Consider the following 13,623-nt stretch of genomic DNA (forward strand, 5'->3'; position numbering starts at 1 on the left):
CAAAGGAGTGATCATGCAAGCTTACATCGCCAACATCCAGGGTCTGACCGCCATCGGTATCGGCATCATCATCGGCCTGGGTGCAATCGGCGCCTGTATCGGTATCGCGCTGATGGGTGGCAAGTACATCGAAGCCTGCGCACGTCAGCCGGAACTCATCAACCCGCTGCAAACGAAGATGTTCCTGCTGGCCGGCCTGATCGACGCTGCATTCCTGATCGGCGTTGGTGTCGCAATGCTGTTCGCGTTCGCGAACCCGCTCCTGTCGAAGCTCGTCGCAGGCTAAGGTTCCTCGGAAATATGCGACCGGCGTGAGCCGGCGCAGGGCGGAACGGAGACTTGGGGCGCTGATCGAATGCAACTCGATGAGCGCCTTACCGTTTCATTTTTCCGGAATAGCAGATAAGGAAACACCGTGAATCTCAACGCAACTCTGTTTGCGCAAATGGTCGTGTTCCTGGTCCTCGCGTGGTTCACGATGAAGTTCGTGTGGCCGCCGTTGATCAACGCCCTCGACGAACGTTCGAAGAAGATCGCCGACGGCCTCGCAGCCGCGGAGAAGGGCAAGGCGGAACTCGACGCAGCGCACAAGCGCGTGGACCAGGAACTCGCGCAGGCCCGCAACGACGGCCAGCAGCGCATCGCCGACGCTGAAAAGCGTGCCCAGGCGGTCGCCGAGGAAATCAAGGCCAACGCCCAGGCTGAAGCCGCCCGCATCGTCGCCCAGGCGAAAGCGGAAGCAGAACAGCAAATCGTGAAGGCGCGCGAAGCGCTGCGTGGCGAAGTCGCCGCGCTGGCCGTGAAGGGCGCCGAGCAGATCCTGAAGCGCGAAGTCGATCAAACGGCCCACGCCCAACTGCTGAATCAACTGAAAGCCGAGCTCTGATCATGGCCGAACTTGCAACCATCGCCCGCCCTTACGCAGAAGCGCTGTTCCGCGTGGCCGAGGGAGGTGACATCGCCGCCTGGTCCACGCTCGTGCAAGAGCTGGCCCAGGTTGCGCGTCTGCCGGAAGTGCTGTCGGTCGCGTCGAGCCCGAAGGTGACGCGCACGCAAGTAGCCGAGTTGCTGCTTGCTGCGGTGAAGTCGCCGGTCGCGGCCGGCGCCGAAGCGAAGAACTTCGTGCAGATGCTGGTCGACAATCATCGCATCGCGCTGCTGCCGGAAATCGCCGAGCAGTTCGAGGCGCTCAAGAACGAACGTGAAGGTGCAGCCGACGCCGAGATCGTGAGCGCGTTCCCGCTGAACGGCGCGGATCTCGAAAGCCTCGTCTCTGGCCTCGAACGCAAGTTCAAGCGCAAGCTGAAGCCGACGGTCGAAGTCGATTCGTCGCTGATCGGCGGCGTGCGCGTGACGGTCGGCGACGAAGTGCTCGACACCTCGGTTCGCGCGCGCCTCGCATCGATGCAGGCTGCCTTGACCGCCTGAGCGCCACGCCGGCACGCAACAGAATTGACTATCAGGAGCGAATAATGCAACTCAATCCCTCTGAGATCAGCGAGCTGATCAAGAGCCGGATCCAGGGCCTTGAAGCGAGCGCAGACGTTCGCAACCAGGGCACCGTGATCTCCGTGACCGACGGTATCGTGCGCATCCACGGCCTGTCGGACGTGATGCAGGGCGAAATGCTCGAGTTTCCGGGCAACACGTTCGGCCTCGCGCTGAACCTCGAGCGCGACTCGGTCGGCGCGGTGATTCTCGGCGAATACGAACACATCTCGGAAGGCGACATCGTCAAGACGACGGGCCGCATTCTCGAAGTCCCGGTTGGTCCGGAACTCGTCGGCCGCGTGGTCGACGCGCTCGGCAACCCGATCGACGGCAAGGGCCCGGTCAACGCGAAGCTGACCGACGCGATCGAAAAGATCGCCCCGGGCGTGATCTGGCGTAAGTCGGTGTCGCAGCCGGTGCAGACGGGCATCAAGTCGATCGACGCGATGGTGCCGATCGGCCGTGGCCAGCGTGAGCTGATCATCGGCGACCGTCAGTGCGGCAAGACCGCCGTGGCGCTCGACGCGATCATCAACCAGAAGGGCAAGGACCTGATCTGTATCTACGTCGCGATCGGCCAGAAGGCTTCGTCGATCATGAACGTGGTTCGCAAGCTCGAAGAAACGGGCGCGATGGAATACACGATCGTCGTCGCCGCTTCGGCTTCGGATTCGGCAGCGATGCAGTACCTCGCGCCGTACGCCGGCTGCACGATGGGCGAATACTTCCGCGACCGCGGCCAAGACGCGCTGATCATCTATGACGACTTGACCAAGCAGGCTTGGGCATACCGTCAGATCTCGCTGCTGCTGCGCCGCCCGCCGGGCCGTGAAGCATACCCGGGCGACGTGTTCTATCTGCACTCGCGTCTGCTCGAGCGTGCTGCTCGCGTGTCGGAAGAGTACGTCGAGAAGTTCACGAACGGCGAAGTGAAGGGCAAGAGCGGCTCGCTGACGGCACTGCCGGTCATCGAAACGCAGGCTGGCGACGTGACCGCGTTCGTTCCGACGAACGTGATCTCGATTACCGACGGCCAGATCTTCCTGGAAACCGACCTGTTCAACGCAGGCATCCGCCCGGCAATCAACGCCGGCGTGTCGGTGTCGCGAGTCGGTGGCGCCGCTCAGACGAAGGTCGTGAAGAAGCTGTCGGGCGGTATCCGTACCGACCTCGCGCAGTACCGTGAACTGGCTGCATTCGCGCAGTTCGCATCGGACCTCGACGAAGCGACCCGCAAGCAGCTCGAGCGCGGCCGCCGCGTGACGGAACTGCTGAAGCAGCCGCAGTACCAGCCGCTGCAGGTCTGGGAACTGGCCGTGTCGCTGTACGCCGCGAACAACGGCTACCTCGACGATCTCGACGTCAAGCAAGTGCTGTCGTTCGAGAAGGGCCTGCGCGACAACCTGAAGACCAGCCACGCTGACCTCATCAAGCGCATCGAAGACACCAAGGATCTCTCGAAGGACGACGAAGGCGCACTGCGCTCGGCGATCGAATCCTTCAAGAAGTCCGGTGCCTATTGATCCGCGAGTGACACACTGAGGCCGCGCGGGTGCTGATGCGCCCGCGCCGCTTCGGTCAAGGAGCAAGCTATGGCTGGAATGAAGGAAATTCGCGGCAAGATCAAGAGCGTGCAGAACACGCGCAAGATCACGAAGGCGATGGAGATGGTGGCTGCATCGAAGATGCGTCGCGCGCAGGAACGCATGCGCGCCGCTCGTCCGTATGCAGACAAGGTCCGTGCCATCGCCGCGCACATGAGCCGTGCGAACCCGGAGTACCGCCACCCGTTCATGGTGGCAAACGACGGCGCGCAGACGGCCGGCATCATCCTCGTCACGACGGACAAGGGTCTTTGCGGCGGTCTGAACACCAACGTGCTGCGTGCGACGGTGCAGAAGTTCAAGGAGCTGGAAGAGAAGGGCCAGAAGGTCGAAGCCACCGCGATCGGCGGCAAGGGCCTCGGGTTCCTGAACCGCTTCGGCGCGAAGGTGATGTCGCAGGTCGTGCACCTCGGCGACACCCCGCATCTGGACAAGCTGATCGGCGCCGTGAAGACGCAGCTCGATCTGTACTCGGAAGGCAAGCTGTCGGCGGTCTATATCGCTTACACGCGCTTCGTCAACACGATGAAGCAGGAAGCCGTGATCGAGCAGCTGCTGCCGCTGTCGTCGGAACACTTCGAAGCCGATGACGGTACGCCGGCCACGTCGTGGGACTACATCTACGAGCCGGACGCGCAGGCAGTCGTCGACGAACTGCTCGTGCGTTACGTCGAGGCGCTGGTGTACCAGGCCGTCGCGGAGAACATGGCGTCCGAGCAATCGGCGCGGATGGTCGCGATGAAGGCCGCGTCCGACAACGCGAAGACGGTGATCAGCGAACTGCAGCTCGTGTACAACAAGAGCCGCCAGGCCGCGATTACGAAAGAACTGTCGGAGATCGTCGGCGGCGCAGCCGCTGTTTAAGCGCGCGCCACGGACGACAACTGCGCCCTTGCGCGAGTAAAGAATCAGGTATTTAAAGGAAAAGCGATGAGTACTGCTGCTTTGGTAGAAGGCAAGATCGTACAGTGCATCGGCGCCGTTATCGACGTGGAATTCCCGCGCGACAGCATGCCGAAGATCTACGACGCGCTCATTCTCGATGGCTCGGAACTGACGCTCGAAGTCCAGCAGCAGCTGGGCGACGGCGTGGTCCGTACCATCTGTCTGGGTGCATCCGACGGCCTGCGCCGCGGCCTGACCGTGAAGAACACGAGCAAGCCGATTTCGGTTCCGGTCGGCAAGCCGACCCTCGGTCGTATCATGGACGTGCTCGGCCGTCCGATCGACGAAGCCGGCCCGATCGAAAGCGAAACGACGCGTTCGATCCACCAGAAGGCTCCGGCGTTCGACGAACTGTCGCCGTCGACCGAACTGCTCGAAACGGGTATCAAGGTCATCGACCTGATCTGCCCGTTCGCGAAGGGCGGCAAGGTTGGCCTGTTCGGCGGTGCTGGCGTGGGCAAGACCGTCAACATGATGGAGCTCATCAACAACATCGCGAAGGAACACGGCGGTTACTCCGTGTTCGCGGGCGTGGGCGAGCGTACCCGTGAAGGGAACGACTTCTACCACGAAATGAAGGACTCGAACGTTCTCGACAAGGTCGCGCTGGTGTACGGCCAGATGAACGAGCCGCCGGGCAACCGTCTGCGCGTCGCGCTGACCGGCCTGACGATGGCCGAGCACTTCCGTGACGAAGGCCTCGACGTGCTGTTCTTCGTCGACAACATCTACCGTTTCACGCTGGCCGGTACCGAAGTGTCGGCACTGCTCGGCCGTATGCCGTCGGCAGTGGGCTATCAGCCGACGCTGGCTGAAGAAATGGGCAAGCTGCAAGAGCGCATCACGTCGACCAAGAAGGGCTCGATTACGTCGGTCCAGGCCGTGTACGTCCCTGCGGACGACTTGACCGACCCGTCGCCGGCAACCACCTTCGGCCACCTGGACGCAACTGTCGTTCTGTCGCGTGACATCGCTTCGCTGGGTATCTACCCGGCGGTCGACCCGCTCGACTCGACGTCGCGCCAGATCGACCCGAACGTGATCGGTGAAGAGCACTACTCGATCACCCGTCGCGTTCAGCAGACGCTGCAGCGCTACAAGGAACTGCGCGACATCATCGCGATTCTGGGCATGGACGAACTGTCGCCGGAAGACAAGCTGTCGGTCGCACGTGCGCGTAAGATCCAGCGTTTCCTGTCGCAGCCGTTCCACGTCGCTGAAGTGTTCACGGGCTCGCCGGGCAAGTACGTGCCGCTGAAGGAAACGATCCGTGGCTTCAAGATGATCGTCGACGGCGAGTGCGACCACCTGCCGGAACAGGCGTTCTACATGGTCGGCACGATCGACGAAGCCTTCGAAAAGGCCAAGAAGATCCAGTAACGGCTTGAGTGAGTCGCAAGCCGGCGTGTGGCGGCCGGAGCAATCAGTCAGCGATGACTTTGTTCCGGCTGCTCGCGCCGGACGCAATACGCTCAACCCGTGGATGAGATTGGAGTCGATATGGCAACCATCAAAGTAGACGTCGTCAGCGCGGAAGAGCAGATCTTCTCGGGCGAGGCGAAATTCGTCGCGCTGCCGGGCGAAACGGGTGAGCTGGGCATTCTGCCGGGCCACACGCCGCTCATCACCCGGATTCGTCCGGGTGCGGTGCGCATCGAAGTCGAGGGCGGCAACGACGAATTCGTGTTCGTCGCAGGCGGCATTCTCGAAGTGCAGCCGGGCGCCGTGACGGTGCTCGCCGATACCGCGATCCGCGGCAAGGACCTCGACGCGGCGAAAGCCGAGGAAGCGCGCAAGCGTGCCGAGGAAACGCTGCAGAACGCGAAGTCGGACCTCGACCTCGCAAAGGCGCAATCCGAGCTCGCGACCGCGATGGCGCAGCTCGAAGCGATCCAGCGTCTGGCGAAGATCCGCAGCCGGCACTGAGCCGCGCGCGCGTATCCCGCGAAAGAAAGCAGCCTTCGGGCTGCTTTTTTTTCGCCCGTCGTTTTTCGTCTGTTTTTTTTGCGGGCCGGATCGTATCGTCCGGTCGTGCTATTTCATCCGTCCGCCGCGATTTGATGTCAGAGTGTCGTCAGCAGAGCGCGGCATCATCCGGCAGAGGCAGTCCGCCGCGATCGTGGCGGAGCAGGCAGGCGCGCGAGCCGCGCGCCGGCCCGATCAGACAAAAACGGACGGAGACATCGATGGCAGCAGACCTTGGCAAGGGGGCGCTGATCGCGCCCGAAAACGGACTGTCGTACGTGCGCGGCGCGACCGACGTGCCGCTATCCGAAGCGACGATCAGCCGGTTCCTGCTCGACACGGCCGGCCGCTTTCCCGATCGTCCGGCCGTCGTGTTCCGCGAACAGCAGGTGCGCTGGACCTGGCGCGAATTCGCACGCGAGGTCGACGTGCTCGCGGCGGGCCTCGCCGCGCTCGGGATCGTGAAGGGCGACTGCGTCGGCATCTGGTCGCCGAACCGCAGCGAATGGCTGCTCACGCAGTTCGCGACCGCGCGCATCGGCGCGGTGCTCGTCAACATCAACCCGGCCTACCGGCTCGCGGAACTCGAATACGCGCTGAACAAGGTGGGCTGCAAGGCCGTGATCGCGGCCGAGCGCTTCAAGACGTCCGCGTACGTCGAGATGCTGCAGACCATCGCGCCTGAGCTCGCGAGCGCGACGCCGGGCGACCTGCATGCGGCGCGCGTGCCGAGCCTGCGAACGATCGTTTCGATGGGCGAGGCGGCGCCGGCCGGCATGTTCCGCTTCGCGGACGTGATGGCGCGCGGCCGCGACACGCTCGATGTCGCTCGGCTCGACGCGATCGGCGCGACGCTCGTGGCCACCGAGCCGATCAACATCCAGTTCACGAGCGGCACGACCGGCAGCCCGAAGGGCGCGACGCTCACGCACCGCAACGTCGTCAACAACGCACGCTCGATCGCGGCGGCGATGCGCTTCACCGAACAGGATTCGCTCTGCATCCCGGTGCCGTTGTATCACTGCTTCGGGATGGTGCTGGCCGTGCTCGCGTGCGTGTCGAAGGGCGCGGCGATGGTGTTCCCCGGCGAGGCATTCGATCCGGTCGCGACGCTCGCGGCCGTGGCCGACGAACGCTGTACCGCGCTGCACGGCGTGCCGACGATGTTCATCGCGGAACTCGATCATCCGGACTTCTCGAAGTTCGACCTGTCGACGCTGCGCACCGGCATCATGGCCGGCTCGCCGTGCCCGATCGAGACGATGAAGCGCGTCGTGTCGCAGATGCATTTGCGCGAGATCACGATCGCGTACGGGATGACGGAGACGAGCCCCGTGTCGTTCCAGAGTTCGACCGACGATCCGCTCGAGAAGCGCACGACGACGGTCGGGCGCATCCAGCCGCACCTGGAGGTGAAGATCGTCGATCCGAACGGCGAGATCGTGCCGGTCGGCGCGACGGGCGAGCTGTGCACGAAGGGCTATTCGGTGATGCTCGGCTATTGGGACGACGACGCGAAGACGCGCGAGGTGCTGGTCGACGGCTGGATGCATACGGGCGACCTCGCGACGCTCGACGCGGACGGCTACTGCAACATCGTCGGTCGGCTGAAGGACATGGTGATCCGCGGTGGCGAGAACGTGTATCCGCGCGAGATCGAGGAATTCCTGTTCAGGCATCCGAAGATTCAGAGCGCGCAGGTGTTCGGCGTGCCGGATCCGAAATACGGCGAGGAGCTGTGCGCGTGGATCGTGCTGCGCGCGGACGAGCAGATGACCGAGGACGACGTGCGCGCGTTCTGCAGCGGCCAGATCGCGCACTACAAGATTCCGCGCTACATCCGCTTCGTCGACGAGCTGCCGATGACGGTGACGGGCAAGGTGCAGAAGTTCGTGATGCGCGACCGGATGATCGAGGAACTGAAGCTGGACGTGCAGAAGACCGCGTGAGAGGCCGGTTGGCCGGCGGCAGGAAAAACGCGGCGGCCTGCGGGCCTTGCATTTTCGATGGACGAAAAAAAGCGGGCTTATTAGCCCGCTAAAAACCACACGCTACGGGGTTAGCGCGAGGAGACCAAAGATGAAACCGGATCCGGCGGGGGGCCGGAAACGACTCCAACAGGGATGCCCCTCGGAAGGGCTTCGGTACGTGACCGACTGGCTCGCAGCGCTTCGCGTCCGCTCACACTTGGCACACGAGACCGCATCCGTGTTGAAACCGTTGAGGCCATTGTGGGCGAATTGCTCACCCCTCGCGGTAACAAAGTGTTTCAGGTTGTAACGCCCGCCAGATAAGGCTTTCCGGGATTTTTTGCTGTTTTCGGGGTCCTGAAAAAGGTCATATTTACCCATCTTTTCCGCAGAGTTTTCAGCGGTTGCACATAATGCGTTTTTCATGCGTATCAACATCGGTGAATGGCCGATTTACACGCCCGAATGTGCATCGCGCGGCACATATCGCATATGACGATTCATTCGTCAGAAAGATTTTGAAACGTGATCGGCGCGCGCGGTAGTCGGCTATTCGGCCAATTTTCGCGGTTTTACGTCTTCAGCCCCCTGCGCCGTGTGTAACGGGGGCGGCGGACGGCCATGCTGCCGCCCGCGCCCCGTTCGCCTGCTGCGATAGCGGGGTCGTGTCTGCTATCGGCCGCCGTCGCCGCCGCGATCGTGCTTACTTCAGCCACTTGTCGGCGATCGCCTGGTATTCGCCGGTCGACAGCGCGAGGTGCAGCCACTGGTCGACATACTGCTGGAACACGACGTCGCCGCGCGGCACCATGTACGCCTTTTCGCCGAACTGGAACGGCTTGTCCGGATGCACCGAGCACAGGCCCGGATTCAGCTTTTGCTGCAGCAGCGTCTCGGATGCGTCCGTCACCATGACGTCCGCCTTGCCCGCGATGATCTGCTTGAAGATCGTCACGTTGTCAGGGTAGACGGTCAGGTTCGCGTGCGTGAAGAACTGCTTCGCGAAGCGCTCGTTGGTGCCGCCCGGGTTCACGATCACGCGTGTCTCGGGTCGGTCGATCTGTGCGACGGTCTGGTACTTGTCGGCGTCCGCGCAGCGCACGATCGGCGTCTTGCCGTCGACCACGTACGGCTGCGTGAAGAACACGCGCTTCTGGCGCTCGAGCGTCGTCGATACGCCGCCGACCGCGATATCGCACTTCGCGACGAAGTCGTTGGTGAGGTTCGACCAGCTCGTCTTCACGAAGTCGGCCTTCACGCCGAGCGATTTCGCGAGCGACTCGGCCATGTCGATGTCGATGCCCTCGAAGCGGCTGTCGCTCCGGTAGTACGAATACGGCTTGTAGTCGCCCGTCGTGCACACGCGCAGCGTGCCGCGTGCGAGCACGTCGTCGAGCCGCGAGCCGGCCGCGGCCGCGGACGACGGTGCGGTCGTACCCTGCGCGTGCGCGGCGGCGCAGCAAAGCAGGGTGGCGGCGGCGAGCGCGGCGCGCGTGGCAAATGTCTTCATCGGTCTCCTCCGTGGATCGGTTCGATATCAGCGTCCGATCATAACGGAGCCATCGCGCGCGTCATATGGCCGCCATCGCATCGACATACGCAGCCGTGCGGCCCCGCTCCGGTAAAATGCCGCTTTGCCTTCGCATCGTCGCTCCTACCGTGGCCCATACCCTGCTCAACGACACCTTCCTGCGTGCGCTTCTGCGCGAGCCGACCGACTACACGCCGATCTGGCTGATGCGCCAGGCTGGCCGCTACCTGCCCGAGTACAACGCGACGCGCGCGCGCGCCGGCAGCTTCCTCGGCCTTGCGAAGAATCCCGATTACGCGACCGAAGTGACGCTGCAGCCGCTCGAGCGCTTCCCGCTCGACGCCGCGATCCTGTTCTCGGACATCCTGACGATTCCCGACGCGATGGGCCTCGGCCTCGACTTCCAGGTCGGCGAAGGGCCGAAGTTCGCGCATCCGGTGCGCACCGAGGCCGATGTCGCGAAGCTCGCGGTGCCCGACATCGAGGAAACGCTCGGCTACGTGACGGGCGCCGTGCGCGAGATTCGCCGCGCGCTGACCGACGGCCAGGGCCGCCAGCGCGTGCCGCTGATCGGCTTCTCGGGCAGCCCGTGGACGCTCGCGTGCTACATGGTCGAAGGCGGCGGGTCGGACGACTTCCGCACGGTGAAGTCGATGGCGTATTCGCGCCCCGACCTGATGCACCGCATCCTCGACGTGAACGCGCAGGCCGTGGCCGCATACCTGAACGCGCAGATCGAAGCCGGCGCGCAGGCCGTGATGATCTTCGATACGTGGGGCGGCGCGCTGGCGGACGGCGCATACCAGCGCTTCTCGCTCGACTACATCCGCCGGGTGGTCGCGCAACTGAAGCGCGAGCACGACGGCGAGCGCGTGCCGGTGATCACGTTCACGAAGGGCGGCGGGCTGTGGCTCGAGGAAATCGCGGCGACCGGCGTCGACGCGGTCGGGCTCGACTGGACGGTCAACCTCGGCGCCGCACGCGAGCGTGTCGCGGGGCGCGTTGCGCTGCAGGGCAACCTCGACCCGACGATCCTGTTTGCGCCGCCGGCCGCGGTGCGCGAGCAGGCCCGCGCGGTACTCGACAGCTACGGCAATCATCCCGGCCACGTATTCAACCTCGGCCACGGCATCTCGCAGTTCACGTCGCCCGACCACGTCGCCGAACTCGTCGACGAAGTGCACACGCACAGCCGCAAGATTCGTAGCGGAGCGGCGGGCTGAGCGCAAGCGTTGTCATGCTGCGCTGCGGGATGACGGCGTTTCGCTGTCGGCGCTAAACAGGGCGCAACCCCGCCCCGGTTGCCGATCCATCGCTTGTCAAGACTTGACTTATGCACATTTTCCACGTTGCAGCGCGGTAGAGCCCTGCATCGGTCGAATTGTCTCGCTATGGTTGGGTAATTTGAATAGCAGCCTTATGGAATAAGGCTCCGCGGGGCGCGGCACACGGCGGCCGGAAACAGCGGAAAGCACGGCCCCGCGCGCTTTGCGGCGATTGGACGGGGAGTTCTCAACAAAGTTATCCACAGGCTGGTCAGGGTATACGGCGATTCCTAATGCGAATCCAAAACTTAGCGCCGAATCTGAAGTTTTACTTTAAGTCCGTCACCGTGATGCGGACTCGGATGCAAGTCGTCCGTGCGCTGTGCGCTGCCGCCGGAGCGCGGTGATGGACGGCACCTACCTGCGGGTCGCCCTCGACCATCCGCTCGCCACCCTGTTCGACTACCGCTGCGACGTCCAGCCGGCGCCCGAGCCAGGCACCCTGGTGCAGGTGCCGTTCGGCAAGCGGCAGGTCGTCGGCCTCGTCTGCGAAGTGACGACTCACACCGACGTGCCGCCGTCCCGCTTGCGGGCAATCGACGCGATCTGTACCGAGCTGCCGCCGCTGGCGCCGGACTGGCTTGCGCTCGTCTCCTTCGCGGCCGACTACTACCAGCGCGGTCGCGGTGAAGTCGCGCTGCCGGCGTTGCCGCAGGCGCTGCGCGACGCGGAGCGCTGGGGGCGGCTGCTGGCGCCCGAAGTGCGTCACCGGCTGACCGAAGCCGGCCGCGCGGCGCTCCCCGACGCACTGCCCGCGCGCGGGGCCGCGCTGCGGCGGCTCGCGCAGGCACTCGCCGACACCGATTCGCTGACGCTGCCCGATGCGCGCGCATTGCACCCGAAGGCGGCGGCCACGCTCGACGACTGGGCGGCGCGCGGCTGGGTCGCGATCGAGGAAATCGGCTGGGCCGACGCGCCTGTGCCCAAAGCTGTGGATAACCTGTCGACAACCGGTGGACGAACTGTGCCGCCGGCGCTCACCGACCAGCAGGTCGAGGCGCTCGACGCGATCCGCGCCGCGCAGGGCTTCGCGCCGTTCCTGCTGCATGGCGTGACCGGCAGCGGCAAGACCGAGGTGTATCTGCATGCGCTCGCCGCGCTGCTCGATGCGCGGCCCGACGCGCAGGCGCTCGTGCTCGTGCCCGAAATCAACCTGACGCCGCAGTTCGAGGCCGCGTTTCGCGCGCGCTTCGCAGGCACGCTCGCCGACGACGCGATCGTCACGCTGCACAGCGGGCTCGCCGAAGGCGAACGGGCGCGCAACTGGCTCGCCGCACATACGGGCCGCGCGCGGATCGTGCTCGGCACGCGGCTCGCGGTGCTCGCGTCGCTGCCGACGCTCGCGCTGATCGTCGTCGACGAGGAGCACGAGCCCGCGTACAAGCAGCAGGAAGGGCTGCGCTATTCGGCGCGCGATCTCGCGGTGTGGCGCGCGAAGCATCTCGGCATTCCGGTCGTGCTCGGTTCGGCGACGCCCTCGCTCGAGACCTGGTGGCAGGCCGAGCAGGGGCGCTACACGCGGCTCACGCTGTCGCGCCGCGCGGTGGCCGACGCGACGCTGCCGACCGTGCGGCTGATCGATCTCGAAGAGGAGCGGCGGCGCGGGCGCGCGTCGATGGGCGGGCTGTCGGGGCCGCTCGTCGCGGCGCTGAAGGCGCGGCTCGAGCGCGGCGAGCAGAGCCTCGTGTTCCTGAACCGGCGCGGCTACGCACCGCAGCTTGCGTGCGACGCGTGCGGCTGGGTCGCCGGTTGCCCGCGCTGCAGCGCCTATGTCGTGCTGCACAAACCCGAGCACGCGTTGCGCTGCCATCACTGCGGCTGGGAAGCGCGCATTCCGCGTTCGTGCCCGGAATGCGGGAACGTCGACATCGCGCCGCTCGGGCGCGGCACGCAGCGCATCGAGGAGGCGCTCGCCGAGGCCGTGCCGGGCGCACGGATCCTGCGGATCGACGCGGACAGCACGCGGCGCAAGGGCAGTGCGCAGGCGCTGTTCTCGGATGTGCACGCCGGTGAAGTCGACATCCTGGTCGGCACGCAGATGATCGCGAAGGGGCACGACTTCCAGCGCGTGTCGCTCGTCGGCGTGCTCAATGCCGACACCGCGCTGTTCTCGCACGACTTCCGCGCGAGCGAGCGGCTGTTCGCGCAGCTGATGCAGGTGAGCGGCCGCGCGGGGCGCGCGGGGCTGCCGGGCGAGGTGCTGGTGCAGACGCGTTATCCGCGTCACGCGCTGTATCACGCGCTCGGCCGGCAGGATTACGTCGGCTTCGCGAATTCGACGCTCGGCGAGCGCCGCGACGCGCACCTGCCGCCGTTCGTCTACCAGGCGCTGCTGCGCGCCGAGGGGCGCACGCTCGACGCGGCGCTCGCGTTCCTGCTGCAGGCCGCGGCTGCGTTGCCGGGGCTGCCGGGTGCCGATCGCGTGACCGTGTACGACGCGGTGCCGATGACGATCGTGAAGGTCGCGAACGTCCACCGCGCGCAGCTGCTGCTCGAAAGCGCATCGCGGGCCGCGCTGCAGCACGCGCTGCGCGCATGGCAGCCGGAACTGCGCGCGCTGAAGGGCGTGCTGCGGTGGAGCGTCGAGGTCGATCCGCTGGATATCTGAGCGGCGCGGCGGCGGTCGTCGTGCCGCGCGCCGCTTCCTCGGTACCGAGCCGTCGACCTGCCGAGCTGCCGAACTGCCGAGCTGCCGAGCTGCCGAGCTGCCGAGCCGCCGAGCCGCCGAGCCGCCGAGCCGCCGAGCCGCCGAGCCGCCGAGCCGCCGAGCCGCCGAGCCGCCGAGCCGCCGA

General features: G+C 65.4%; 11 protein-coding genes. 10 read left to right on the forward strand and 1 reads right to left on the reverse strand.

The features are described from left to right. The first annotated feature begins 13 nt into the window (after nt 1–13). From atpE to DID99_RS21640, 8 genes are all read left to right on the forward strand, one after another. Nucleotides 14–286 (forward strand): F0F1 ATP synthase subunit C, encoded by a 273-nt coding sequence (gene atpE / locus DID99_RS21605; protein ID WP_021160442.1) that lies wholly within the window; start codon nt 14–16, stop codon nt 284–286. A 129-nt stretch (nt 287–415) separates the two neighbouring features. Further along, nucleotides 416–886, forward strand: coding sequence for a F0F1 ATP synthase subunit B (locus tag DID99_RS21610; RefSeq protein WP_006477283.1), 471 nt, complete (start codon nt 416–418; stop codon nt 884–886). Nucleotides 887–888: 2 nt separating this feature from the next. After that, entirely contained in the window at nt 889–1,428 is a 540-nt protein-coding gene (locus tag DID99_RS21615; RefSeq protein ID WP_014895498.1) for a F0F1 ATP synthase subunit delta, read from the forward strand. 44 nt (nt 1,429–1,472) lie between these two features. After that, a complete protein-coding gene (gene atpA / locus DID99_RS21620) occupies nt 1,473–3,014 on the forward strand; it encodes a F0F1 ATP synthase subunit alpha (RefSeq protein WP_014895499.1) in 1,542 nt (513 codons plus the stop codon). A 69-nt stretch (nt 3,015–3,083) separates the two neighbouring features. Continuing rightward, a complete protein-coding gene (atpG, locus tag DID99_RS21625; RefSeq protein WP_034209645.1) occupies nt 3,084–3,959 on the forward strand; it encodes a F0F1 ATP synthase subunit gamma in 876 nt (291 codons plus the stop codon). Between the two features lie 66 nt (nt 3,960–4,025). Then, nucleotides 4,026–5,420, forward strand: a complete 1,395-nt coding sequence (gene atpD / locus DID99_RS21630) for a F0F1 ATP synthase subunit beta (protein WP_044845237.1) — start codon at nt 4,026–4,028, stop codon at nt 5,418–5,420. Between the two features lie 120 nt (nt 5,421–5,540). Then, nucleotides 5,541–5,966, forward strand: coding sequence for a F0F1 ATP synthase subunit epsilon (locus DID99_RS21635; protein WP_006477288.1), 426 nt, complete (start codon nt 5,541–5,543; stop codon nt 5,964–5,966). Nucleotides 5,967–6,226: 260 nt separating this feature from the next. Then, nucleotides 6,227–7,954, forward strand: coding sequence for an AMP-binding protein (locus DID99_RS21640; RefSeq protein WP_124667530.1), 1,728 nt, complete (start codon nt 6,227–6,229; stop codon nt 7,952–7,954). Nucleotides 7,955–8,678: 724 nt separating this feature from the next. Here the strand turns inward: DID99_RS21640 and DID99_RS21650 are convergent. After that, on the reverse strand, nt 8,679–9,485 hold the full coding sequence (locus tag DID99_RS21650; protein ID WP_124486824.1) for a transporter substrate-binding domain-containing protein: 807 nt from the start codon (nt 9,483–9,485) through the stop codon (nt 8,679–8,681). Between the two features lie 149 nt (nt 9,486–9,634). Between DID99_RS21650 and hemE the strand changes: the two genes are divergently transcribed. Then, nucleotides 9,635–10,729 (forward strand): uroporphyrinogen decarboxylase, encoded by a 1,095-nt coding sequence (gene hemE / locus DID99_RS21655; protein WP_311766328.1) that lies wholly within the window; start codon nt 9,635–9,637, stop codon nt 10,727–10,729. 448 nt (nt 10,730–11,177) lie between these two features. Further along, the gene (locus tag DID99_RS21660) at nt 11,178–13,439 is read left to right on the forward strand and encodes a primosomal protein N' (protein ID WP_124486826.1); all 2,262 of its coding nucleotides are present in this window, start codon (nt 11,178–11,180) and stop codon (nt 13,437–13,439) included. Nucleotides 13,440–13,623 lie beyond the last annotated feature (184 nt).

It is taken from the genome of Burkholderia sp. Bp8986, assembly GCF_003854225.1.
Classification (GTDB): domain Bacteria; phylum Pseudomonadota; class Gammaproteobacteria; order Burkholderiales; family Burkholderiaceae; genus Burkholderia.

Coding starts and splice junctions, on each gene's coding strand:
- DID99_RS21615 (WP_014895498.1), top strand. CDS start 889: ATGGCCGAACTTGCAACCATCGCCCGCCCTTACGCAGAAGCGCTGTTC.
- atpA (WP_014895499.1), top strand. CDS start 1,473: ATGCAACTCAATCCCTCTGAGATCAGCGAGCTGATCAAGAGCCGGATC.
- atpD (WP_044845237.1), top strand. CDS start 4,026: ATGAGTACTGCTGCTTTGGTAGAAGGCAAGATCGTACAGTGCATCGGC.
- atpG (WP_034209645.1), top strand. CDS start 3,084: ATGGCTGGAATGAAGGAAATTCGCGGCAAGATCAAGAGCGTGCAGAAC.
- atpE (WP_021160442.1), top strand. CDS start 14: ATGCAAGCTTACATCGCCAACATCCAGGGTCTGACCGCCATCGGTATC.
- DID99_RS21650 (WP_124486824.1), bottom strand. CDS start 9,485: ATGAAGACATTTGCCACGCGCGCCGCGCTCGCCGCCGCCACCCTGCTT.
- DID99_RS21640 (WP_124667530.1), top strand. CDS start 6,227: ATGGCAGCAGACCTTGGCAAGGGGGCGCTGATCGCGCCCGAAAACGGA.
- DID99_RS21660 (WP_124486826.1), top strand. CDS start 11,178: ATGGACGGCACCTACCTGCGGGTCGCCCTCGACCATCCGCTCGCCACC.
- DID99_RS21635 (WP_006477288.1), top strand. CDS start 5,541: ATGGCAACCATCAAAGTAGACGTCGTCAGCGCGGAAGAGCAGATCTTC.